The organism is Streptomyces albiflavescens, assembly GCF_014645835.1.
GTDB classification, from domain to species: Bacteria; Actinomycetota; Actinomycetes; order Streptomycetales; family Streptomycetaceae; genus Streptomyces; species Streptomyces albiflavescens.
On sequence record NZ_BMMM01000001.1, the window covers coordinates 545,962 to 571,795 of the forward strand.

Consider the following 25,834-nt stretch of genomic DNA (forward strand, 5'->3'; position numbering starts at 1 on the left):
GAGGTGCTGCGGCAGCCGGTGAAGGAGCCGTGGGGACTGATCGAGATGTGGATCGCGGACCCGGACGGGACCGAGATCGTGGTGGTGGAGATCCCCGCGGAACACCCGCTGCGCTACCGCCCCTGAGGACGTCGCCAAAAGGATTGAACTCTGTTCAAAGAAACCTGAGCCTTGTTCATGAATCGGCATTCGCCTGGATTATTGATCCGCAAACAAAGCCCTTAACTCAACATCAACCTTACTGACGCGTATTCAGAAACAACCAAATCCAGCCCTTCCGATGGAATTAACAATTCCACATCCGGTGGCGCATAGAATGGATCAACCATGGCCCGTCACGGGGCACCCGCGAGCTCCGGCAGGGACTTCGGAGCAGGGGAGGGCAAGTGGAGAAGCCGCTGCGCTTCAAGATTCTAGGTCCGCTGAGCGTGCTCACGGACGACGGACAAGTGAAGGTGGGCGGGCCGCGTCACCGGACCATTTTGGCACTCTTGTTGCTGAATCCGGAGAGGACCGTATCGGTCGACAGGCTGGTCGACGCGGTCTGGGGAGACCAACCGCCCGCCACGGCACGTACACAGGTATCGATTTGCATAGCCGCGTTGCGCAAATCATTCAGGAAAGCTGGATTCTCCGAGGAAGTCATCGTCACGGCCCATCCGGGATATCTGCTGCGTGCCAGTGGACATCGGCTGGACAGCCTCGAATTCTCGGCACTCGTCTCCGGCGCCGAGCGCGCCGTGCAGGAGAAGCGGCTCCCCGATGCCGCCCGGCACTACTCCGAGGCGTTGCGGCTGTGGCACGGTCCCGCATTGGCGGGGGTGACCGGGGCGGCGGTCGAGGACGAGGCACGGCGTCTCGAGGAGTTACGTCTCAACACGTATGACGACGCGATCGCCGTCGAACTGGAACTGGGCCATCACCAGAGAATCATTCCGGAACTCGACGCCACGGTGCGCGCGCACCCCATGCGTGAGCGCACCCGACACCATCTGATCACCGCGCAGTACCGTTCCGGCCGCCGCGCCGAGGCCATGGAAACGTTCCGCCTCGGGCGCCGCCTGTTCATCAACGAGCTCGGCCTCGAACCGGGCCCCGCCCTGCGCGAGTTGCACGACGCGATCCTGCACGACGACGTGACTCCGGCTGCGGGCGAGCGGGGGCCGTCCGCCGCGGAGCACGAACAACCGCGGGATCTGGTGGGCAAGCCGTTCGAACTTCCCCCGGACGTACCTGGGTTCACCGGTCGCGTTCGGGAAATGGCGCTGCTGGACGCTCTGTTGGAGCGCACCGACGGGGTGCGCGGGCCGACGGCAGGACTCATCACCGGAGTCGGCGGACTCGGCAAGACCTGCCTGGCCGTGCACTGGGCGCACAGCGTCTCCGAGCACTTCCCCGACGGTCACCTCTTCGCCGACCTGCGTGGTTACGACGAGAATCACGAACCGGCCCCGGTCGGCGAGGTCCTCGGCCGCTTCCTGCGCTCGCTGGGCGTACCGGGCGACCGGATCCCGGTCGGTCTGGAGGAGCGGGCCTCGCTGTATCGCAGCATCCTGGCCGAGCGGCGGGTGCTCGTGGTGCTCGACAACGTGCATTCGTACCCGCACATCGTGCCGCTGCTGCCGAGCAGCCCCGGCTGCAGTGTGCTGATCACCAGCCGGGAACAGCTCACCGAGCTGGTCGCCTGGCCGCCGCAGTCCCGGGTGCAGCTGGGTCGGCTGACCGGGCCCGAGGCGGTGGAACTGCTCGGTCGTATCGTCGGTGAGCAGCGCGTCGCCGACGATCCCGCGTCCGTCGCCCGGGTCGCCGAGCTGTGCGACCGGCTGCCGCTGGCCCTCAGAATCGCCGGGGCGCGGCTCGCCGCCAAGCCGCACTGGACGGTAGCGCGGCTCGTCTCCCTGCTCAGCGACGAGCGCCGCCGGCTGGACGAGCTGAGCGAGGGCGAGTCACAGGTCAGGGCGGGCTTCGCGCTGAGTTATCGGTGCCTGAGCGATGCGGCGGCCCGGCTCTACCGGCTCCTCGGGCTCCTGGAGGTACCGGACTTCGCGCCGTGGCTGGGCGCCGCGCTCGTCGACGCCGATCCCGCGACGGCGGAACGGCTCCTGGAACAGCTGGTCGACGCCCAGTTCCTGGACGTGACCGGCGCCGACGCGATGGGCCGGCCGCGCTACCGCTTCCAGAACCTGTTGCGGCTGTACGCCCACGAGCGCGCCCACGACGAGGAGTCCGAGCAGGAGCGGCGGACCGCCCGCGAGCGGGTCTTCCGCACTGCGCTGTCCCTGGCGGAACTGGCCCACCGGCGCTTCTACGGAGGTGACTTCAGCATCCTGCACGGCACGACCCCGCGCCGCCCACTGCCCGACGACGTGGCCGCCGATCTCGCGGCCCGGCCGCTGCGGTGGCTGGGGGCGGAGCGACTCACCCTGTCCGCGGTGGTGGAGCAGGCGGCGGAGCTCGGCCTGGACGAACTGGCCTGGGATCTCACCATGTCCACGGTGGTGCTCTTCGAGACCCGTGACCACACCGACGACTGGCGTGCCTGCACGGAGCGCGCCCTCGCCGCGACGCGGGCCGCCGGGAACGTCCGGGGGCAAGGCGCGATGCTGCACATCCTGGGCGCGCTGGAGATGCGGCTGCGGCGCTTCCCCGAGGCCGACGAGTGCTTCGCCGCCGCTCTGGCGCTGCACACGCGGGCGGGGGAACGGCACGGGCGGGCGCTGGTGCTGCGCAGTATGGCGATGATCGACGAGATGCGCGGCGAGCTGACCCGAGCGATGAGCCGCAGCACCGAGGCACTCGAGGTCTTCCGCGAGGTGGGTGACCTCTCCTCCGAGGCCCATGTGCTGAACAACATGGCGCAGATCGAGCTCGACCGCGGACATGTCGACCGGGCGGCCGAACTGAGCCGCGAGTCCGTCCGGGTCGCCGAGGCCATCGGTGACGGCGGCTCGCGCAGTGTGGCGCTCGCCACCCATCGGCTGGGCCGGGTGCTGCTGGCCCAGGGCCGTTTCGCGCGGGCCGAGGAGGCCCTGCTGCGCATGGTGCGGATCGTGCAGGACAACGCCGACACGCTGGGGCTCGCGCACGGGCTGCTGGCGCTCGGGGAGGTACGGCTCGGGGCGGGCCGCCCGGAGCAGGCCCGGATGACGCTGACGCAGGCCCTCGACGCGGCGAACCAGGTCAGCAATCCGCTGGTGGAGGGGAAGATCAAGCTGGTGCTGGGCGAGGCCTGCGGGCAGTGCGGTCACCGTGCCCGCGCGCTGCGGTATCTGGCGGACGCCCGGGACTGCTTCGCGCGCATCGATGTGAAGCCCTGGCTGGAGCGGGTCGACCGTGCTGTCGAAGCGCTGGGCTCCGATAGGGCTCCGGCACTTCCTGCGGCGCAGACGTCCGGCGCGGGCGGGTCACCGGATCGTGCGAGCACGGGGCGGGCGGCGGCCGCCACGTCGGGGCGACGCCGCTGAGGGGTCCGGCGGTAGGTCCGGCCGACGGCGGAGTGCGGGACGAAGGCGGATCGATAGTGGCCCGAAGCCGCATGTCCCTAGTTTCGATTGCGAACGAAGAGGGCGGCGCCCGGCGCTTTCCCCTCACCCGCACCCGCTACGGCAGAAGACTCGGGAGTCGCCATGCAGAACACCTGGAGCACGACGGCCAGGCAGATAGTGATGCTCTGGATCATCGCGCTCTGCGCGCTCGGCGCGGCAAGTTCCCTGACCGCCGCCTCCACCGGGGCCGGCCCGGCCAGCACGACGGTCGTCAGCCCCGACGAAGAGGACTGGCACTGAGGTACCCGCCGTCGACTGACCGGTCCGGCTCCGCTGCTGCGGAGCCGGACCTGTGTCGGCCCGATTCAGGCCGAATGTGGAACTGTTGGCAACGCTGTCATCAGTGCGCGGCGGTGGACCGTTCCCGTTCGCGATGTGCAGTCGCGAGTGATTCGGCGAAGAGAAGCACCAGTTCGTGGAAGCGGTACAGCGGACGGCCGAGGCGGTCGACGCCGCAGATGTCGAGCAACGCCGCGTCCACCAGGTGCTCCAGGCTCTCCTCGGCCGCGGACTCGGGCTCGGCGAGATGCCGGGCAGCCCGCTGGGCGGGGAACGGCTCGGTGCCGATCCCCGCCAGGCGGACGAGCGTACGCCCGGCCTGTCTGGGCAGCTGCCGCAGCGACGGGAGCAGCGTGCGCCGCAACTCCAACCCTCCGTAGGAGAGTTCGCGCAACCGATGCTCGGGCTCGGCGAGCCGGGACGCCAGCCAGGAGACCGGCCAGTGCGAGCGCGCGGCCAGACGACTGCCCGCGATGCGCACCGCGAGCGGCAGCCCTCCGCAGTAGGCGAGCACCTCGTTCGTGGCGTCGGGCTCGGCGAGCAGCCGCCTGCGCCCGACTCCGGCCGCCAGCAACTCGTACGACATGTCCCGCTCGAAGGGTGTGAGGACGGTGGTGCGCGCCTGGGCCACCCGGGTCAGCCTCGCCCGTCCGGTGATGAGGACGGCGGCCGCGGCGGATCCCGGCAGCAGCAGATCCAGCTCGCGGCTGTCGACGGCGCCGTCGAGGACCACGAGCAGGCGCCTGCCCGCCGTGCGGGTGCGGTAGCGGCGGATCAGTTCGTCGAGGTCGGCGGTGCAACCCGTACTGTCCACCGGTGCGCCGAGGGCGCGCAGCAGTACCGTCAGGACCTCACCCAGCTTCTTGGGGCGGCCGTCCGGGTGGGCCAGTTCGGCGAAGAGCTGGCCGTCGGGAAAGTGCACGGCGCTGCGGTGCGCGGCCCGCACCGCGAGGGCGGTCTTGCCGACTCCCGCCATACCGGTCACCAGCAGGGCGCGGGGCCCGCCGCCCTTGCGTGATTCGGCCAACTGCCCGCACAACGCGGCCAGTTCCTCTTCGCGCCCGATGAAGTCCTCGATGTCCGGAGGAAGCGTCGCCGGACGCGGCTCGTAGGGGTCGCGCGGATCGCCCCCGCCGTACGACGCGGAGACCACCGTACGGGCCGGGGCTCCCTTCTTCGCGCCGAGGCTGCCCACGAGGACGGCCTGGTAGGTGGCGCCGAGGGCTTCGCCGGGCTCGATGCCCAGCTGCTCGTCGAGCACTTTTCGGCCCTCGTGATACGTGTGCAGCGCGTCGGCCTGCTGGCCGCAGCGGTAGAAGGCCGTCATGAGCTGGGCACGCAGCTTCTCACGCAGCGGGAACTCGGCGACCAGGCCGGTCAGTTCAGCGGTCAGCTGCTCATGCCGGCCGAGCTCCAGATCGGCCTCGACGCGGCTTTCCAGTGCGTGCAGCCGCAGTTCTTCGAGGCGGGCCAGCTCGGCGCCCGCCAGATACTCCGTCACATTGCCGAGCGCGGCGCCCCGCCACAGGCCGAGCGCCCGGCTCAGCAGGGTGCTGGCCTCCAGATGGCGCCCGCGGCTCAGTGCCGTGCGCCCTTCGCGGTCCAGCTGCTCGAACTCCAGGAGGTCGACCGTGCTGTGCGGCGCCCGCAGGACGTAACCCGGCGGGCGCCGGTCGATCTCGACTTCGTCGCCCAGCAGTTTGCGCAGGCGCGACATGTAGGTGTAGATCTGCGCTCCGGCCGTGGCGGGCGGCTCCCACCCCCACAGCATGGAGCTCAACCGTTCGTCGGACACGACGCGCCCCCGGGCGAGCAACAGGCTCGCGAGGACCGTGTGCACCTTGGATCCGGACAGTGCGATTCTTTCGCCACCCTTGCGGGCTTCCACCGGGCCGAGGACTTGGAAGTCCATTCGGCACCCCCCGTTCTGACATCTGCGGAACTTGGCTCGGTGGAGAAACTATGAAGGACCGTTATTCCTGCGTTATCCGTTGCCTTCTTTGGCCGGACGGTGCCTTGCGCTAGGCGGAGATGATCCTTCCGAGCGCGGCGGCGACGGCCCGGTGGAGCTCCTTGCCGTTGTCCGAATTCGTCATCACCACACAACCGGCGCCCGACCGCAGCCGCACCGAAGTGAGGGCGCGGAAGCCGGCGGTCTGTCCGCCGTGGCCGAACTCGGGCTCCCCCGGCGTGCCGTCGACCACCGTGCCCAGACCGTAGAAACTGCCGGGAAACGCCTCCGTGAGCATGACGCCCGCGAGCCGCGCGGACAACAGTTCGGACAGGCCCTGGTGGGCGCGGCGCAGCGTCCCGGCGAAGACGGCCAGGTCGGCGGGCGTGGACCACAGACCGCTGCCCGCCCGCACCGGACGCACCCGATGACCGCCGGACAGTTCACGTCCGTGCTGGTCGTGTCCGGCGGCGGCGTCCGGTGCGCCGGGTGCCCCGAAGCCGCTGTCCCGCATGCCCAGCGGCTCGAACACCAGCTCCTGGACGGCCTTGTCGAAGTCCTGCCCCGTGATGTCGGTCAGGAGCTGTTCCACGACCGCCCATTGGGCGCCGTCCTTGCGGAACAGGGAGCCCGGCTCGTGCTCCGCCCGGATCTCGTCCAGGATGCGGGAGAGGTCCGGCATGGCCTCGTCGGGACGCCACCAGGTGGCCTGACTGCCCGCGAGACCCGAGGTGTTGGTCAGGCACTGGCGCAGCGTGACGGGCCGACCGCCGGGCGCCCTGGGCAGCGTACGGCCGATGAGAAGGCCGTCCAGGTCCGCGTCGAGGTCGAGGATCCCGCGGTCCACGAGCCGCAGCGCGGCGAACGCCGTGACGTGCTTGCTGATCGAGCCCGCCTGGAACCGGGTGCGCAGGGTCACCGGCGCGCCCGTCTCGGTGGAGCGGACGCCGTGGGCGTGGACGCCGACGGGTTCGCCGTCCCGCAGGAGGGCGATGGCGGCACCCGGAATCCGGTGCTCCGCCATGACCCGTTCGATTTCGGCCGAGGAGAGGGGGGCGGTGGCGACTGTCGTCATCGTCGTCGTCTTTCCCGTGGGTGTGGTCGTTCCCGTTGCGCCGAGGGCCCTCGCGAGGTCCTCGATCGTGCCGTTGTCCAGGAGCATGCGCAGGGTGATGCCGACGCCCGCGCGGCGGGCCGCCGCGAGGACATGGACGATCCGCATGGAGTCGGCCCCGAGATCGGCCAGCCGGTCCCGAACGCCCACGTCCGGGACACCCAGCACTTCGGTACAGATGTCCGCCAGGAGCTGCTCGGTCGGTGTGCGGGGCGCCACATACGCCCGGTCGGCGATCAGCGCGGACCGGCCGGGGGCGGGGAGTGCCTTGCGGTCGATCTTTCCGGCCGCACTGAGCGGCAGTTCGTCGAGCAGGACGAAGGCGGCGGGCACCATGTACGCGGGCAGTTCCGCCGCCAGGCCGTCGCGCAATGCCTCCTGGTCCGGGCCCGCAGCGCGGTCCACCGCGACGTACGCGGCGAGCCACTTCTCCCCGCCGGCGTCCTCGAGGACCACGACGACGGCGTCCCGCACGCCCTCCCGGCTCAGCAACCGCTCCTCGATCTCACCGAGTTCGATGCGATAGCCGCGGATCTTGACCTGATGGTCCTCTCGGCCCAGATACTCCAGTTCGCCGTCCGCGCGATATCGGGCGAGGTCGCCGGTCCGGTACATGCGGGAGCCGGGCGCCCCGCCGAACGGCTCGGGCAGGAACCGATCCGCCGTGAGCGCGGGGCGCCCCACATAGCCGCGGGCCACACCAACGCCGCCCAGGTAGAGCTCCCCCACCACACCCACGGGGACCGGCTGCAGCGCCGGATCGAGCACATAGGCCCGCATGTTGTGGATCGGCCGGCCGATCGGCACGCTCTCCACGTCGGCCTCGACCTCCCAGCCGGTGGCCCAGATGGTCGTCTCGGTCGGCCCGTACAGGTCGACGAGCCGGTCCACGTGTCCGTGCAACTCCCGGGCGAGGGGCGGCGGACAGGCCTCCCCGGTGGTGATCCCGGTGACCGGGCGGTGCTCGAAGCCCGCCGCCCGCAGCAGCTTCCACCCGGCCGGGGTGGCCTGGACATGGGTGACGCCACGGCCGTCGATCAGCCCCAGCAAGGCCCCGGAGTCACCCGTCTGCTCGTCACCGGCGAGCACGACCCGGCCACCGGTCACCAGCGGCAGGTACAGCTCGGCGGCGGAGATGTCGAACGACAGCGAGGTGGCCGCCAGCCAGATGTGCTCGGGCCCGGACCCGAACCGCTCCCGCATCGAGAACAGCAGGTTCAGCAGCGAGCGGTGCGCGATCTGCACACCCTTGGGGCGGCCGGTGGAGCCGGAGGTGAAGAGGGTGTACGCGAGACTGTGGTGCAGCCCGTCCCGCGCTCCGAGGTCCGGTGGGGAGTCCGGCTGCCGCGCGATCGCCTCCCACTCGCGTTCCACATCGAGGAGTACGCCGTCGTAGTCACTCGGCGCGTTGCCCCGCGTGCCTACGCCGCCGTCGAGGGGGACGGCGTGCGGCTCGCCGGCGATCCGGTCCGCAAGCCCCGTCTCCGTCACCACCAGGCGTGCGCCCGCCGCGCTCAGCATGTAGCCGAGCCGCTCGCGCGGTAGCGCCGGGTCCAGTGGGAGGTGGGAGCCGCCGGCCTTCCAGATGCCGAGCAGCACGGGCAGCAGGCCGCGGCGGCGGCGCAGCAGCACGCCGACCACCGACTCAGGTCCGACGCCCGCGGCACGCAGCCGGTGCGCGACGCGGTTGGCCTGCCGGTCGAGTTCGCCGTACGTCAGTGTTCCGTCCGCCGCCTCGACGGCCACGGCGCCCGGGCGGGCGGCGGCGGTGTCCGCGAACACTTCGTGGACACGGCGCGGTCCTTGTCGGGGTCGGCTCGTTCCCGGTCGGGGATTGCTCATTCCCACTCCACCTCGGTGTCGTTCCAGTCCTGGAGGATCTGCGTGCGCTCCGCCTCCGGGACGACCGTCGCCTGCGCGTCGCCGTCCGGGCCCGCGGCCATGGCTTCCAGGACGGCCCGGTACATTCCGGCGAGCCGCTCGGCGTTGGGCCGGCTCAGTCCGGTGCTGATCGCGCGCAGGACGAGCCGTCCCGGCACATTGGCGAGGGACAGCGTGAACTCGTTCGAGCTGTCGCCCGCCCCCGCCTGTACGTCGACCGTGCCGGTGTCGACCTGGTGGAAGTCCTGGTAGCGGAACATGACGTCGAACAGGCGGCGGCCGCCCGCGAGCCGCTGTACGGCGGGCAGCGGATGACGCCGGTGCCCGTACACCTCGGCCTCGCGGTCGAAGACCTGTCGGACGAGTTCCCCCCAGGTGCGAGCGCCGCGCCGATGGGCGAAAGGCAGCGTGTTGAGGTACATGCCGTACACCCGCTCGACGCCCGGTACCTCGGGCCGTGCGCTGTACAACACGCCTGTGTGGAAGGCCTCTTCGTGTGTGAGGGTGCCCAGCACCTTCAGATGGGCGGCCAGCAGTACCGCCTTGAAGGAGGTCCCCGTCTCGGCGGCCAGTGCCCGCAGCGCGGGTTCGATGTCGCGGAACTCCACCGACAGCTTGAAGTCCTCACGGGGTGATCCCGGCCCGGTGCCCCAGTCCGACGGCAGGCTCCAGGGGGCGTGCTGCTCGACGATCCGCCGCCAGTACGCGCGGTCCTTCTCGGAGTCGAGCGAGGCGAGTTCGGCCGCGATGAAGTCGGCGTACCGCACGGGCGCGGGCTCGGGGGTCTCGGGCTCCTCCCCCGCCGCCCAGGCGTGATAGAGCCCCAGCACCTCCATCAGCAGGGACTGCTGGCTCCAGCCCTCGGTGATGGCGTGGCAGTGCGTGAATCCGAGGTGCCAGGCCTCGTCCGACTCGACGAGCGCGGAGATCCGCAGCAGCGGTGCCCGCCCGAGGTCGAACAGCTCGGCGCGCTCGCGTGCGATGTGGGCCCGCCGCGCCTCCTCGAACTCCTCGGCGGAGCTGCCCCGCAGATCCCGTACGACGACGGGGGCTTCGGCCGCCGCGTGCACCAGCTGCAGCGGCACCTCGAAGTTTTCCAGCTCGATGGAGGTACGCAGCATCTCGTGCCGCTCCACGACCGTGCGCGCGGCACGGGCCAGCGCGTCCTCGTCGAAGGGCCGCCCGTCCTTGATCCGGAACGTCGACGTGTTGTGGTACTTGTTCAGGCCGTCGTCGGCCAGCATTTCGAGCACCATGCCGAGCTGGACCTGCGAGAGGGGGTACGCGTCGACGACGTCCTCGGGCAGGGAGTCCCGGATGTCCGCGGAGACCAGCGCGAAGGGTGCCACGGCCGTGGGAGCCGATCGGTCCACCTCGTCCGCGCCGCCGTCGGTGCCCAGCGCCGCTGCGAGTCCTGCCACGGTACGGTGACGGAACACGTCACTGACCGCCGCCTCGAAGCCTTCGGCCCGCAGGGCACCGACCAGGGCGATCGCCTTGATGGAGTGCCCGCCGAGATCGAAGAAGTTGTCCTCGACGCCGACCTTGTCCAGGCCAAGCACCTGGCCCCAGATCGCGGCGATCTTCTCCTCGATCTCCGAGCGGGGCGCGATGTACGTGTCCGCGGCAGTCGCCTCCGCGGCCGGCAGGGCACGCCGGTCAAGCTTGCCGTTCGCGGTCAGCGGGATCATGTCCAGAGCGACGAACACCGAGGGGACCATGTACTCGGGAAGCGTGCCGTTCAGCCACTCCCCCAGGGCGTCCACGTCCCCGCCGACCACGTAGGCGACCAGTCGCTGGTCGTCGGTCACGGTCACGGCCGCGTCGGAGACCTCCGGGTGGGCGACCAACGCGGCCCGGATCTCACCGAGTTCGATGCGGTAGCCGCGCACCTTCACCTGATCGTCGATACGCCCCAGGAACTCCACGGCACCGTCGGCACGCCAGCGCACCAGGTCACCGGTCCGATAGATCCGGGACCCCGGCTCGCCGTACGGGTCGGGCAGGAACCGCTCCGCCGTACGCACCGCATCACCGGTGTAACCACGCGCAACACCCGCGCCGCCCACATACAACTCCCCTACAACCCCGACCGGGACGGGCAGTTGGCGCGCGTCCAGAACGCGCATGGTCATGTTCGGCAGCGGGCGGCCGATGGGCACCACACCCTCGTGAGCCTCCTCGACCGGGAACACACAGGTGCCCACAGTCGCCTCGGTCGGACCGTACTCGTTGACGAGCCGTCCGTCGCCCAGCAGTTGACGCCAGCGCTCCACGAGGGCACCAGGCAGCGCCTCACCCGCCACCACGATCCGTGTCGTCAGCGCGCGGATCTCCTCGTCGCTCAGCTGGCCGCCGATCACCTCCAGATGCCCCGGCGTCAGCTTCAGGAAGGAGAACGGGCCGGCCTCCGCCAGCGCCTGACCCAGCTCCGTCAGCTCACCGTCGAACAGCCACACCCGCTGCCCGGCCGCCAGCGGCGCCCACACATTCGGCACCACCAGATCGAACGCCACCGACGAAAACACCGGCGCACCACCCGAGCCACAGGAAGCCAACTCCCGCACCGCCCAGTCCACATGGTTGGCGAGACTGCGATGCGTGACCTGGACGCCCTTCGGGCGGCCCGTCGACCCCGACGTGAAAATCGTGTACGCCAGCGAGTCCAGCCCCACCGGCTCCAGCAGCCCCGCCTCCGGATGCTCCTCATCCACCCGCACCACATCGACCTCGAACCGGTCGACATAGGCCCCGGACGTCACCGCCACCGACACCCCGGCATCCGCCAGCATCCCGGCCACACGCTCACGCGGCAGCACCGGATCAAGAGGCACGTAACCGGCGCCGGCCCGCCACACCGCCAGCAACGCCACCACCAGATCCACCGAACGATCCAGCAACACCGCCACCGACGACTCCGGACCCACCCCCCTCTCACGCAGGCGCCACGCCAAGCGATTCGCCCGGTCCTCCAACTCACCGAACGTCAGCCGAAGACCCTTCGCCTCCACCGCCACCACACCCGGCGACTCCACCGCCCGCAACGCAATCAACTCCGGCACCGACACCTCACGCACCACAGCCGCCGTGTCATTCCACGACGAGAGCACCAATTCCCTTTCGCCACTGGGCAGATAGGTGGACTCCGCGCTCCCGTCGACATCCTGGGCCATGGCCTCCAGGACGGCCCGGTACATCGACGCCAGCCGGTCGACGGCGGCCGGGGTGAGGCGGCGGGGGTCGGCCGTGAGGAGCAGACCGCTCGCACGGGCCGCTATGGCGAGGCCGAATTCTGTCGCGCCCTCACCCATGCCGGAGTCCGCGTCGACGATGTCGGACTCGGCCTGGGCGTCCTTGAGATCGAGATAGCTGAAGCGGACGTCCAACAGGCGGTATCCGTCGGCCAGTTCGCGCTGCATCACGGGCATCGGGAAGCGACGGTGGGGCCAGAGGGCCGCTTCCTGGTCGTAGACCTGGCGGACGAGTTCGCGCCAGGTGCGGGCGCCGCGCCGGAAGGCGAACGGCACGGTGTTGAGGTACATGCCGTACACGCGCTCCGCGCCCAGGATCTCCGGGCGACCGCTGCAGACGAGGCCGGTGTGGAAGGCCTCCTCCGGAGTGAGCAGGCTCATCACCTTCAAGTGGGCCGCGTGCAGCACGGCCTTCAGCGAGGTACCTGTGTCACTCGCGGCAGCGCGCAATGCCGGCGCGAGGTCGGCAAGCGGAACGCGGACGGTGTGCGCAGGGCGCGACGTCTCGTCACCGCCCCAGCCCGAGGGCAGCTCGAACTTGGCGTGGCCCTCGATGACACCACGCCAGTAGCCGCGGTCCTCGTCCGACTCCAGGGAGGCCCGCTCGGCCGCCACGAAGTCCGCGTACCGCACGGCGGGCGCCTCCGGCGCGGGCAGCGACTCGCCGCCGCGCACCCGCAGGTAGCCCTCCACGATCTCGCTGAGCAGCGAACGGTGGCTCCACCCTTCGGTGATGGGGTGGCAGACGCTGACCGACAGCCACCAGGCCTCGTCCGACTCCACGAGCGCCGAAATCCTCAGCAGGGGCGGGCGCTCCAGGTCGAAGGTGGCGGCGCGCTCCCCGACGACATGCTCGCGACGAGCGGCCGCCTGGCTCTCCTCGTCCTGCCCCCGCAGGTCGTGCACGGTGACCGGAATCCGCGCGCTCGGGTGGATGAGCTGCAGCGGTACGGAGTAGCCCTCCAGCGCGAACGACGCCCGCAGCATCTCGTGCCGCTCCACCAGCGCCCGCGCCGCCTGTTCCAGCGCATCGGCGTCGAAGACCCGGCCGTCCCTGATCCGGAACGTGGTGGTGTTGTGGTATTTGTTCAGGCCGTCGTCGGCCAGCATCTCCACCAGCATGCCGAGCTGCACCTGGGCCAGCGGGAAGGCGTCGGCCAGTCCCTCGGGCAGCCTGGCCCTGTCCTCGTGCGAGATCAGGGCGAAGGGTGCCACGACAGAGGGATCCGCTTCGGGCGTACCGGTACTCGCGCGCAGCGCTGTCGCGAGTCCTGCCACGGTCCGGTGGCGGAAGACATCGCCCACGGCCGCCTCGAAGCCTTCGGCCCGCAGGGCACCGACCAGGGCGATCGCCTTGATCGAGTGCCCGCCGAGGTCGAAGAAGTTGTCCTCGACGCCGACCTTGTCCAGGCCAAGCACCTGGCCCCAGATCGCGGCGATCCTCTCCTCGGTCTCCGAGCGGGGCGCGATGTACGTGTCCGCGGCGGTCGCCTCCGCGGCCGGCAGGGCACGCCGGTCAAGCTTGCCGTTCGCCGTCAGCGGGATCCTGTCCAGCTCGATGAAGAGGGACGGCACCATGTATTCGGGAAGCACCGGCGCCAGTGCCTCTCGCAGGCCCTCGGTGCCGCCGACCACGTAGGCGACCAGTCGCTGGTCGTCGGTCACGGTCACGGCCGCGTCGGAGACCTCCGGGTGGGCGATCAACGCGGCCCGGATCTCACCGAGTTCGATGCGGTAGCCGCGCACCTTCACCTGATCGTCGATACGCCCCAGGAACTCCACGGCACCGTCGGCACGCCAGCGCACCAGGTCACCCGTCCGATACATCCGGGACCCCGGCTCGCCGTACGGGTCGGGCAGGAACCGCTCCGCCGTCCGCACCGCATCACCGACATAGCCACGCGCGACGCCGACGCCGCCGACGTACAACTCCCCCACGACACCCACCGGAACGGGCTGCCGGCGCCCGTCCAGGACGCGCATCGTCATGTTCGGCAGGGGATGTCCGATGGGGACCACGCCTTCGTGGGCCTCCTGGATCGGGAAGACACAGGTGCCGACGGTCGCCTCGGTCGGACCGTACTCGTTCACGAGTCGCCCGTCGCCCAGCAGTCGGCGCCAGCGCTCCACGAGGGCACCAGGCAGCGCCTCACCCGCCACCACGATCCGAGTCGTCAGCGCGCGGATCTCCTCGTCGCTCAGCTGGCCGCCGATCACCTCAAGATGACCAGGCGTCAGCTTCAGGAAGGAGAACGGGCCGGCCTCAGCCAGCGCCCGTCCCAGCTCCGTCAGCTCACCGTCGAACAACCACACCCGCTGCCCCGCCACCAACGGCGCCCACACATTCGGCACCACCAGGTCGAACGCCACCGACGAGAACACCGGCGCACCACCAGACCCACAGGAAGCCAACTCCCGCACCGCCCAGTCCACATGGTTGGCGAGACTGCGATGCGTGACCTGCACGCCCTTCGGCCGGCCCGTCGACCCCGACGTGAAAATCGTGTACGCCAGCGAGTCCAGATCCACCGACGGCAACAGCCCCGCCTCCGGGTGCTCCTCATCCGCGCGTACGACATCCACGGTGAAACGGTCCACATACTCGGCCGACGTCACCGCCACCGACACCCCGGCATCCGCGAGCATTCCGGCCACACGGTCGACCGGCAGCACCGGATCGAGCGGCACATAGCCCGCACCCGCCCGCCACACCGCCAGCAACGCCACCACCAGATCCACCGAACGATCCAGCAACACCGCCACCGATGACTCAGCGCCCACACCACGAGAACGCAGCGCCCCCGCAAGACGGTTGGCCCGCACGTCCAGCTCGCCGAACGTGAGGCGCAGCCCCTTCGCCTCCACCGCCACCGCACCCGGCGACTCGGCCGCCCGCTCCGCGATCAGCTCGGAGACCGACACCTCGCGAACCGGCGACGCCGTGTCATTCCACGACGAGAGCACCAACTCCCGCTCACCGCCCGGCAGGACAGCCTGCCCGGCGTCGCCGTCCGCGTCCGCGGCCATGGATTCGAGGACCGAGCGGTACATGGACGCGAGCCGGTCGACGCCCGCGCGGCCGATGATGTGCCGGTTGGCGGTGATCACCATGAAGCCGGCGCGGGTCGAGACGCCGAGCGGGAACTCGGTGGGGCTGTCGTCGATGGTCGCGGCGTAGTCGATCAGGTCCTGGTCGACCTGGCGGAAGTTCTGGTAGCTGAAGCGGACGTCCACGAGGCGTTCGCCGGCGCCGAATTCGCGTTGCATGGCGCCGAGCGGGTAGCGGCGGTGCGGCCAGACCTCGATCTCCTGGTCGAAGACCTGGCGGACGAGTTCGCGCCAGGTGCGGGCGCCGCGCCGGAAGGCGAAGGGCAGGGGGTTGAGGTAGACGCCGTGGACGCGTTCGGCGCCGACGGCTTCCGGGCGGGCGTTGGTGACCAGTCCGGTGCGGAACGTCTCCTCGGGGGTGAGCCGGCTCATCACCTTCAGGTGAGCGGCGTGCAGCACGCTCTTGATGGGGACCTGGGCCTCGCTCGCCAGGGCGCGCAGCCCGGATTCGAGATCGTGGTAGGGGACCCAGGCGCGGTGCAGGCCACGAGATGTGGTGAGCGGGTCGTCGCCCCATCCGGCGGGCGGTACGAACTTGGGGTGATCGTCAACGATGCCGTGCCAGTAGTCGCGGTCGTCGTCCGAGTCCAGGGAGCTCAGCTCGGCTGCCACGAAGTCCGCGTAGCGCACGGCGGCGGGCTCGGGCTCCTGGAGGGGCTGCCCGTCACGCAAGGCCCGGTAGGTGGTGACGAGTTCCATCAGGAGGGAGTGATGGCTCCAGCCCTCCAGGACCGCGTGGCACTCGGTGAGGGTGAGCCACCAGCTGCCGTCGTCGCGGGTGTGCGCGGTGAAGCGGATCAGCGGGGGCCGGGTCAGGTCGAAGAGTTCGGCGCGTTCCTCGGTCATGAAGGCGCGCAGGGACTGCTCGGCCGCGTCGGCGTCGAGGGCGGTCAAGTCTCGTGTGCGTACGGGTGAGTTGACACACGACGGATCGTGGACCAACTGGAGCGGCACCGAGAACCCGTCGAGCGCGAACGAGGTGCGCAGGATCTCGTGGCGGCCGATGACGACCTGCACGGCCTGCTGGAGCGCCTCGGCGACGAAGGGGTCCTCGTCGAGGATCCGGAAGCAGGTCGAGTTGTGGTAATGGTTGCGGCCGTCGTCGGCGAGCATCTCCACGACCATGCCGAGCTGCACCTGGGCGAGCGGATAGGCGTCGACGACACCCTCCGGCAGAAGCGCGCGGTCCTCGTCCGTGAGGAGAGCGAGGGGGGCGACGCCCGGTTCCGCGCGGGCAGGGGCCGGGCGTCCGGTGAGGAACTCGACGAGCTCGGCCGGCGTGCGGTGCGCGAAGACGTCGCGGACGGTCACGTCGTACTCGGCGTCGCGCAGCGCGGCGGCCAGGGCGACGGCGCGGAGCGAGTCGCCGCCCAGGTCGAAGAAGCTGTCCGTGACGCCGACCCGGTCGACGCCGAGGACCTCGCGCCAGACCTCGGTCATCCGTTCCTCGGCGGCGGTGCGCGGGGCGACATGGGCCCGTCCGACGGCGAGGGCACCCCGGTCGGGCGCGGGCAGGGCTGCCTGGTCGAGCTTGCCGTTGACGGTGAGCGGGATCCTGCCGAGGGCCAGGAAGGCGGTGGGAATCATGTAGGCGGGCAGCGTGCGGACCAGCAGGGCGCGCAGTTCGCTGGGGGCTACGACGGCCTCGCCCGCGAGCACGACGTAGGCGACGAGCCGCTTGTCTCCGGGGGTGTCCTCGCGGGCGACGACGACCGCGTCGCGCACCAGCGCGTGGGCCGTCAACGCGGCCTTGATCTCCCCGAGTTCGATGCGATGTCCGCGGATCTTGACCTGGTGGTCGATGCGGCCGAGGTAGTCGAGACCGCCGTCGGGACGCCGGCGTGCGAGGTCGCCGCTTCGGTAGAGGCGGGAGCCGGCCGGGCCGTACGGGTCGGGTATGAACCGCTCGGCGGTGAGCCGTGGGCGGCCCAGGTACATGCGGGCGACACCGGGGCCGCCGACATGGATCTCTCCGGGCACGCCGATGGGCACCAGTTCGCCGTGCGCGCCGAGCAGTTGCACCTGGAGGTCGTGCAGCGGTACGCCGACGTCATTGCCGTGGTCGGCGGTGAGGTCGGCGTCGGTGACCGGGTGGTAGGTGGTGTGCACGGTGGTCTCGGTGATGCCGTACATGTTGACCAGCGTCGTACGGTCGAGGCCGCGACGTGCGACCCACGGGCGCAGGGCCGGCATGTCCAGGCGCTCGCCGCCGAACGTGACGACCCGCAGCGCGAGTTCGTCGATCAGCGGGTGACCGTCGGCGGCGAGGGCGACCAGGCCGCGGAAACCGGACGGGGTCTGATTGAGGACGGTCACCCGCTCGTCGGCGAGCAGGCGCAGGAAGTCCTCCGGGGAGCGGGCGACGTCCGGGGGTACGACGACCAGGCGGCCTCCGTACAGCAGGGCGCCCCACAGCTCCCAGACCGACATGTCGAAGGCGTACGAGTGGAAGAGCGGCCAGACGTCGTGCTCGTCGAAGCCGTAGTGCTCCTCGGTGACGGTGAACAGGCGCAGTACGTTCGCGTGGGTGAGTCCGACGCCCTTGGGGCGGCCGGTGGAGCCCGAGGTGTAGATGGTGTAGATCAGGTCGTCGGGGCGGACGCCGGAGGCGGGGGCGGTGGTGGGCGCGGCGGCCAGGGCAGCGGTGTCGCGCTCCCCGTCCAGGTTCACCAGGCGGCCGTCGTGGGCGGCGGCGAGGTGCTCGGCGTGGGCGTCCGAGGTGACGACGATCCGGGCGCCGGCGTCCTTGAGGGTGTAGGCGAGACGCTCCGCCGGGTGTTCGGGGTCCAGCGGAAGGTAGGCCGCGCCGGACTTGAGGACGCCGATCAGGGTGGGGACGAGGTCGATGCCCCGATCCAGGCTGACGGCGACCAACTCCCCGGGGCCCGCGCCGAGTTCGCGCAGGTGGTGGGCGAGCCGGTTGGCACGGGTGTCGAGCTCGGAGTAGCTCAGCCGCTGTCCGCCGAAGACGATCGCCGTGGCGTCCGGAGTGGCGGCGGCCCGCTCCTCGAAGAGCTCGTGCAGGCACCGCTCCGGTGCCGGGAAGAGGCGCGGCGCGGGCGCGACAACGGCCAGGTCGGTGTCGTCAAGGAGGTCGAGCAGCGACAGCGCCCTGTCCGGGTCGGTGGCCGCGGACTCCAGCAGGCGCACATAGTGGCGGGCGAGTCGCTCTGCCGTTGCGCGGTCGTAGAGCGCGGTGCTGTATTCCAGCGTGCCGTGCACGGAGCCGTCCGCCCGCTCGCCCAGCTGGAGGGTGAGGTCGAACCGGGAGACGCGGGAGGTGGCGCGGAGCGGCTCGGCGGTCACCCCGGGGAGGCGGAAGGCCTCGGTGCGCTCCTGGTGCAGGGTGAAGGCGACCTGGCACAGCGGGGTGCGGGACATGTCGCGCTCGGGCTGGAGCTCGTCGACCAGCCGGGCGAAGGGGTACTCCTGGTGGTCGAAGGCGTCCAGGACCGTGGCGCGGGCGCCGTCGAGAAGTGTGCGGAACGAGGGGTCGCCCTGCCAGCGGCCGCGCAGCACCAGGGTGTTGATGGCGTAGCCGACGAGTTGCTCCAGCTCGGGGCGGCCGCGCCCGGACACGACGGTACCGACGGGGATGTCGGTGCGTCCGGTGTAGCGGGCCAGCAGAGCCTGATAGCCGGTGAGCAGGGTCGTGAAGAGGGTGGCGCCATGCGACGAACCGAGGGCGCGCAGCCGTTCGGTGAGCTCTGCGGGGAGGAGGACGGGTACCGCGTCGCCCTCCCAGCTGCGGGTGGCCGGGCGGGGCCGGTCGGTCGGTACCTCCAGGGCGGTGATGCCCTCCAGCTGTTCGCGCCAGTAGGAGAGTTGGGGGTCGAGGGTGCCGTCGGCGAGGCGGGAGCGCTGCCAGGCCGCGTAGTCCGCGTACTGGAAGTCGACCGAGGGGAGCGGATCGGGCCTGCCTGTCGTGAACTCCTCGTACAGGGCGGCGAGTTCGCCGAGCAGCAGGCCGACGGACCATTCGTCGCAGGCCACGTGGTGCAGTACCAGGGCCAGGATATGGTCGTCGTCCGCGAGGCGGATCAGCCGGGCGCGCAGTGGCCGGCCCCGCTCCAGGTCGAAGGGGCGGCCCGGTTCGGCCTCGGCCAGACTCAGCGCCTGCCGCTCCCGCTCCGCCGCGTCGGCCAGTCCCGTCAGATCGTCGACCGGGAGGTCGAACGGGCCCGGCGGGTCGATGAGTTGGACCGGCTCCGCGCCGTCGAGACGATAGCGGGTGCGCAGAATCTCGTGCCGGGAGAGCAGCGCCTCGAGGCCGCGGCGCAGCACGTCTGCGTCGAGCGGTCCCCGCAGCCGCAGGACGACCGGGACGCTGTACTCCCAGCTGTCCGGGTCGAGGCGGCTGAGGAACCACATCTGCTGCTGGCCGTGGGAGAGGGCCAGGGGACCGTCCCGGTCCGCCCGCCGCAGTGCGGCGCGCCGCCCCCGGCGGGCACCGGCGAGCCGGGCGCGCACCAGTTCCTCGCGCTGGTCCCCGGCTTCCTGGCCCGTACGAACTCCGCCCGTGCTCATGCTGAGCGCTCCTCCCCCACCGTGTGCTTCTTTCGGTTCTCGGCCGTGGTGCTGTGCGTGTGCGTGCGCCTCAGGACGGACGTCCCGGACGCCGGCCCCTCGGGCGGACGTCTCTCGGGCGCTGCCCTCAGGCGGACGCGTCTCAGGCGGTGGCCTGCTCCATGCGGCGGCGCAGGCTCGCCGGGCGCAGGTCCGTCCAGACCTCCTCGATGCGGTCCAGGCACTCCTGGCGGGTCCCCTCGGTGCCTTCCGCGTGCCAGCCCGCGGGCAGGTCCCGGTCCGCGGCCCAGATGGAGTACTGCTCCTCGTCGTTGAGCACCACCCGGTACACGCGGTCGTCGGTCTGCTCGTCAGCCATGTCGGCTCTCCCTCTCGGAGGTCTGTTCGGACAGCGGACCGGGATGCGAACCCGGATCCGCCGTCAGCTTCCGGTGGGGGCCTATACCGGGCCTCTACGCGAACTGTCGTACGCATGCATGCACGCCGGGGGTGGCCCCTGGGCATGGAAAAGCGCGCGACCCGGTCCCCACGGGGGGAGGGACCAGGCCGCGCGCGGTCTTTCGGGGTGAGCGTCCGCCCTATGCGCGGGCGTCCGACCGGTGGGACGTTGTCATTCGCGGGCGCCGACGAGTTGGACGATCCGGGAGCGCAGCGCCGCCGAGACCGGCAGCACCGTGCCGATGACGGCGAGCACGGTGGAGACGGCGGCGATGCCGACGACCACGAGCCACGGCGCCACGATCGGTGTCGTCCCGAAGAGTTGGAGCAGTGCCGCCCACAGGGCCGCGATGTTGACGGCGGAGGCGACCAGTGCGAGGACGATGCCGATGCCGGCCACCAGCAGCGATTCGGCGACGAAGAACCGTACGACCTGCTTGGGGGTGGCCCCCGCCAGGCGGAGCACCGCCAGGTCGCGACGCCGGTCGGAGGTCGCCATGAGCAGGGTGTTGAGGATCGCGATGAAGCAGAACAGCACGACGATCACGGCTGTCGAGCGCTGCCGCACCTCGATCAGGTGGCGGGCGTACGCGCTCTCCGAGGCGACCAGTGCGTCGCGGGTCAGGAAGCGTGCCCCCGTGCCCTGGACGGCCTTCGCGATGGCCGCGGTGGCGGTTGCCTTGTCCGTTCCCGGATCGAGGGTGATGTAGGCGCGGCGGGCGAGGCCGTCGCGGGCGTAGGCGGCGGACGGGGCGAAGCGTTCCGGGAGGTAGGCGACGTCCTCGCCGCGCATGGCCTTGTAGACCGCCGCGACCTTCAGCGTGGCCTCCTCGCCGTCGCCGAGGAGGATCTTCTGCGTCGTGCCGGCGTCCCAGCCCCACAGGTCGGGGGCGGCGATGCTGTTGTCGTCGAGTTTGTCGAGGGAGCCCTCGGTGATGGTGAGGTCCATGGTCCGCTTGAGCGCGGAGGTGTCCACGACCATGCCGTCGTTCTCGTCGTAGCGGTCCTCGTCGCGGGTGTAGACGGTGGTGAGGAGGGGCGCCGCGATCTGTACGCCGTCAATCTTCTTGACCCGGTCGACGACTTCGGGGCTGATGCCCGGGGTGCCGTCGGGGGCGAGGGCGTAGTCGGAGGCGACCTGGTTGCGCAGTCCGTGGTCGCGGGCCGCGCCGAGCGAGTCGGTGGCGGCGAGCAGCGACAGGGCGAGGCCGACGGTCAGCAGGATGGGTGCCGCGGTGGCGGCGGTACGCCTGCGTGAGGTGAGCACGCTCTCACGGACCAGCATCGCGGTGGGCCCGGCGGAGTTGCGGAAGGGCCACATCAGCAGTCGGGCCAGCGGGCCGATGGCGAGAGGCGCGATGACGGCGGCGGCCAGCACCGGGACGAGCAGTTCGGTGACATAGGTGTTGGGCGAGAGGATCGTGGCCGGTTTGCCCACCGCGATCCACGCCGCGAGCCCCACGCCGCCGCCCACGCCGAGGGCGCCGATCAGCAGTCGGCCCGGCGTCATCCCGGAGTCGTCGACCGCGGCCTCGCGCAGCGCCTCGACGGGCCGTACGCGTCCGGCGCGGTGCGCGGCGGCGGCCGCCCCGCACAGCGCCACCAGCACACCGACGAGGAACGCGCCGGCCAGCGGAGCGGTCACCGTCCAGTGCAGCGAGGGCCGCACACGGAACCAGGGCGGTGAGATGTCCAGGTCGATGAGCATGTCGGTGAGCAGTTGCGCCCCGTACAGGCCAAGGGCCGTGCCGAGCGCGGAGGCCAGCGTGCCCACGAGCAGGGCCTCGCCGCGGACCATCCGGCGGACCTGCTTGGGGGTGGCACCGACGGTGCGCAGCAGGGCGACCTCGCGGCGCCGCTGGATGACGGCGAAGGCGAAGGTGGACGCCACGACGAAGACGGAGGTGGTGCCCGCGACGGACGCCATCACCGGGACGAGCGTGATGGTGTTGTCGAGGGTTTCCCGGTCCTCGGCCTCGCTGGCGTCGGCCTTGTGCCGGTCCTTGCCGGTGAGGATTTCGGCGTCCTTGCCGACGGCGCCGCGCACCTGGTCGATCGGTCCGAGCGCCACCAGGGCCTGGATGCGCGGGGAGATCCGGGCGGCCTCGGCGTCGCCGAAGAACACCGCGTTCTCCCAGTCGACCGGGGCGACCGTGCCGGACACCGTGTACGTGGAGACTCCGGCGGCGGTCATCACCGTGACCTTCTCGCCGGTGTGCGCCTGGTCGGAGGGGACGACGATCTCCCGGTCCCCGGTGGGCTGTCGGCCGTTCGTCAGCTTGTAGCCGCCGAAGCGCGCGACCGCCCAGGGGTGGCCGACCTGGTTCTTCGGTCCGTCGTGGAGCTGGGCGTAGAAGGCCCGGTCGACGACGGTCTCCCCGGTGGCCGAGACCCGGCTCAGCAGGTCCTTCGAGACGCCCTCGGCCTCCGGCAGCGAGCGGACGCCGAGGTCGTGATGGGCTGGGTCCCAGTCGGGGTCGGTGGGCAGCACCACGGCCGAGGCCTGGGCGAACCGCTCGGGCGGTCGGTCGGGCAGGTCGAGCATCGTCATCAGCAGGACGCCCATCGCGGCCACCTGCGCGACGCCGAGCACGAGCGCCACGATGGTGCCGAGGAACGACACCCAGCGCGCCCGAAGGGTCTGGAGGGCGATGCCGAGCACTACGACACCGCCAGATCGGTCATGCGGGCGGCGACCGCCTCTGCCGTCGGCGTGGTCAGCTCGCCGACCAGCGCGCCGTCGGCGAGGAACACCACGCGGTCCGCGTACGAGGCGACGTTCGGGTCGTGCGTGACCATCACGATGGTGGTGGGCTCGACGAGCTCGGGGTCGTCGGCGGCCTGGCCGCCCATGACCGGGCTGCCCACCAGCTTCCGCAGCACTTCGAGCAGTTCGCGGCCGGTGGTGATGTCGAGCGCGCCGGTGGGCTCGTCGGCGAAGAGCACGGCGGGACGCGTGACGAGCGCGCGGGCCACCGCCACCCGCTGCTGCTGACCGCCGGAGAGCTGGCTGGGCCGCTTGCCGGCCTGGTCCTCGAGGCCGACCTGGGCGAGCGCCCGCAGCACGGTCTTCCGTCCGGGCTTACGGCCGGCCAGCCGCAGCGGCAGCCCGACGTTCTGTGCGGCGGTCAGGGAGGGCAGCAGGTTGAACGCCTGGAAGACGAACCCGGTGGACTCCCGGCGGAACTCGGTCAGTCGGGTCTCGTTCAGGCCGCCTATGTCGGTGCCGTCGATGAACACCCGCCCGGACGTGGGCCGGTCGAGTCCGGCGGCACACTGCAGCAGCGTGGACTTGCCGGATCCCGAGGGTCCCATCACGGCCGTGAAGCTGCCGCGCGGGAAGGACAGGTCGACCTCGCGCAACGCGCTGACCGCGCCGGTGCCCGAGCCATAGGTCTTGGTGAGCGACTCCAGCCGCACTGCGTCATCCATCGATTCTCCGTAGCGTCATGGTGGTGGGGGGACCGGCCGTCAGCTCGCGCTGAGGTCCGGACGCCTCGTCCTGGGCGCTCCGGTCTTCGCGCTCCGCCCCGGGGCGGGTGAACACGACGGTCGCCACCACGGCGAGCAGGGCCATCACTCCGGATGCGATGGCCAGTGTCCCGCGCGTACCGACACCTTCGAGGAGGTAGCCAGTGCCGAGCGCGCCGAGCGAACTCGCCCCGGAGACAAGGAGCATGACGACGCTGCCGACCCTCCCCTGCATGGCGTCCGGCGTGATGCGCACCTGATGGGACATACCGGAGACCGTAACAGCGGCTCCTATATGCGACGTTATGAAGAAGAGAATCCCAAGTGTCACAGGATGCAAGAGAAATACTGTTCCTGGCATGATCAGGGCCCAGGCGACATGCGCGTACATCATCACGCGCCGCATCGGCAGCCGACTGCTCAACCACCCGCCGCTGAAGGCTCCCAGAAGTCCGCCGATGCTGCCGGCCGCCATGATCAGACCGACCGTGCTCGCTGGTCTGCCCTGCTCCCTGACCATCACGGCGACGGTGAGGATGAGCCCCTGGAAGACGAGGTTGCTGCCTGCGATGATGAGCAACGCCGAGCGGAAATAGGCACGTTGCCACACCCAGCGCAGTCCGCTGGAGATCTCCTCGCGCATCCCGCGGGCGCTCTTGACCTTGCCGGAGCGCTTCTTGTGGGGGATCCGCAGCCGGGCGAGCGTCAGCAGGGACATCAAGTACAGCCCGGTGCTGGACAGAAACGGCACCCAGGCCGACAGGCCGAACAGCACACCGCTCGCCGGATGCCCGACGAAGTTCACCGCCCGGGAGCGCGCCTCGTTCTGCGCCATCGCGGTGGACACCTGCTGGGGCGGAACGACCCCACGCACGGCGGCCCGTTCGGAGAGCTGGTAGAAGACGGTGAGGCTGCCCTGGACGAAGGCGACGATCGCGATGTGCCAGACGCGTACCTCGTCCCCGGCGAGCGAGACGGCGACCGACCCGATCGCCAGCGCCCGACCCGCCACGCACACGAGCATCACCCGCCGTCTGTCCCAGCGGTCCACCAGCACACCGGCGGGCAACTGCATGACCAGCATCGGCAGCAGGGCGCTGAAGCCGACCAGACCCGCCGCGCTCTTCGACCCGGTGTGCCAGAGCACCAGCAGGGTGAAGGCCATGGTCGAGGAGCGTTCCGCCATGACCGACAGCGCGGAACCGCCCCACAGCAGCCGGAACCGCGCGTTGCTGCGCAGCGGCGGCAGCTTCTCCTCGCCGCCGTCCCGCGCCTCCAGTTCCGAACTGGTCATCGTCCGTCCGCCCAGCACCACTCCAGGACCGCCATCGCGCTGTGCAGCTTGTGCGTGGCCTGCGTGAAGGCGATGCTCGCCGGCCCGTCGAGGACCTCGGCGGTGACCTCCTCGCCGCGGTGGGCGGGCAGGTCGTGCAGGAAGGCGGCCTTCGGGCTGGACTCCCACAGCGCCCGGGTGACCTGGAACGGCGCGAAGACCTCGCGCCAGTCCTCGGTCGGCTTGCTGGTGCCGGTGGTCTGCCAGCGCGTGGTGTAGACGGCGTCGAGGTCGGCCGGCAGCGCGCTCATGTCGTGCCGCTCGCTCACCTTGGCACCACTGCGGACCGCCTGCTCCGCCGCCCGGGCGAGCACCTCCGGCGCGACCCCGTAGCCGGGCGGCGTACGCAGCTCCAGCTCGGTGCCGGGGAACCGGGTGAGGGCCAGCGCGAGAGCGGCAGCGCTGTTGTTGCCCTCGCCGACATACAGCAGCCGCAGGCCGTCCACCCGCCCGAAGTGCCGTTGCAGCGTGGTCAGATCGGTGAGCGCCTGGGTCGGATGCTCCTCGGCGCTCATCGCGTTGACCACCGACATGTCCCCGGCGGCCGCCCAGGTCCGCAGCTCCGCGGTGGCGTCGGCGGTCCGGGCCACCAGCAGGTCCAGCATCCCGGCGAGCACCCGCCCGGTGTCCTCGCTGGTCTCACCGGTGTTGGTCTGCAGATCACCGGGCCCGAACGTCACGGCCTGCGCGCCCAGGCGCAGTGCGCCGGCCGTGAACGCGGTGCGGGTCCGGGTCGAAGTACGCCGGAAGTAGACACCGACGACGGCGCCGTCCAGTGTCTTCGCCCGCTCTCCCGAGGCGAATTCGACGCCTCTCGCCACGATGCCGCGCAGCTCGTCGTCGGTCAGGTCGGTGATGGAGATGAGGTGTCGCGCGGATCCCATGGCGATGGGGGTCCCTTCTGGTGGGGCTCTTGGGGAACGGGAGGCGGGGCGA

10 protein-coding genes and 1 pseudogene are annotated in these 25,834 nt (G+C 70.9%); 3 read left to right on the forward strand and 8 right to left on the reverse strand.

All coding sequences use genetic code 11. The features are described 5' to 3' along the window. The 3 genes and pseudogenes from IEY95_RS48640 to IEY95_RS02370 form a co-directional block, all read left to right on the forward strand. Positions 1-126, forward strand: a pseudogene (locus IEY95_RS48640) (VOC family protein); the annotation flags it as partial. 302 nt (positions 127-428) lie between these two features. Next, complete coding sequence (locus tag IEY95_RS02365; protein ID WP_444544756.1) at positions 429-3,464, forward strand: AfsR/SARP family transcriptional regulator; 3,036 nt, start codon at positions 429-431, stop codon at positions 3,462-3,464. A gap of 162 nt (positions 3,465-3,626) precedes the next feature. Beyond that, positions 3,627-3,785 carry a hypothetical protein gene (locus IEY95_RS02370; RefSeq protein WP_189184106.1) on the forward strand — a complete coding sequence of 53 codons (159 nt, stop codon included), beginning with the start codon at positions 3,627-3,629 and terminating at the stop codon, positions 3,783-3,785. A gap of 100 nt (positions 3,786-3,885) precedes the next feature. Here IEY95_RS02370 and IEY95_RS02375 read toward each other — a convergent pair whose 3' ends face one another. The 8 genes from IEY95_RS02375 to IEY95_RS02410 form a co-directional block, all read right to left on the reverse strand. Continuing rightward, positions 3,886-5,736 (reverse strand): AfsR/SARP family transcriptional regulator, encoded by a 1,851-nt coding sequence (locus IEY95_RS02375; RefSeq protein ID WP_189184107.1) that lies wholly within the window; start codon positions 5,734-5,736, stop codon positions 3,886-3,888. Between the two features lie 109 nt (positions 5,737-5,845). Next, complete coding sequence (locus tag IEY95_RS02380; RefSeq protein ID WP_189184108.1) at positions 5,846-8,731, reverse strand: non-ribosomal peptide synthetase; 2,886 nt, start codon at positions 8,729-8,731, stop codon at positions 5,846-5,848. Continuing rightward, positions 8,728-19,656, reverse strand: a complete 10,929-nt coding sequence (locus IEY95_RS02385) for a non-ribosomal peptide synthetase (RefSeq protein WP_189184109.1) — start codon at positions 19,654-19,656, stop codon at positions 8,728-8,730. The genes IEY95_RS02380 and IEY95_RS02385 overlap by 4 nt, the downstream gene beginning before the upstream one ends. Positions 19,657-19,798: 142 nt before the next feature. Next, positions 19,799-20,014 (reverse strand): MbtH family protein, encoded by a 216-nt coding sequence (locus tag IEY95_RS02390; RefSeq protein ID WP_028805844.1) that lies wholly within the window; start codon positions 20,012-20,014, stop codon positions 19,799-19,801. A gap of 252 nt (positions 20,015-20,266) precedes the next feature. Further along, complete coding sequence (locus IEY95_RS02395) at positions 20,267-22,756, reverse strand: ABC transporter permease (protein ID WP_189184110.1); 2,490 nt, start codon at positions 22,754-22,756, stop codon at positions 20,267-20,269. After that, positions 22,756-23,526 carry an ABC transporter ATP-binding protein gene (locus IEY95_RS02400; RefSeq protein WP_189184111.1) on the reverse strand — a complete coding sequence of 257 codons (771 nt, stop codon included), beginning with the start codon at positions 23,524-23,526 and terminating at the stop codon, positions 22,756-22,758. The genes IEY95_RS02395 and IEY95_RS02400 overlap by 1 nt, the downstream gene beginning before the upstream one ends. Beyond that, the gene (locus tag IEY95_RS02405) at positions 23,519-24,859 is read right to left on the reverse strand and encodes an MFS transporter (RefSeq protein ID WP_189184112.1); all 1,341 of its coding nucleotides are present in this window, start codon (positions 24,857-24,859) and stop codon (positions 23,519-23,521) included. Before IEY95_RS02405 ends, IEY95_RS02400 begins: the two co-directional genes overlap by 8 nt. Continuing rightward, positions 24,856-25,782, reverse strand: a complete 927-nt coding sequence (locus IEY95_RS02410; RefSeq protein WP_189184113.1) for an ornithine carbamoyltransferase — start codon at positions 25,780-25,782, stop codon at positions 24,856-24,858. Before IEY95_RS02410 ends, IEY95_RS02405 begins: the two co-directional genes overlap by 4 nt. Positions 25,783-25,834 lie beyond the last annotated feature (52 nt).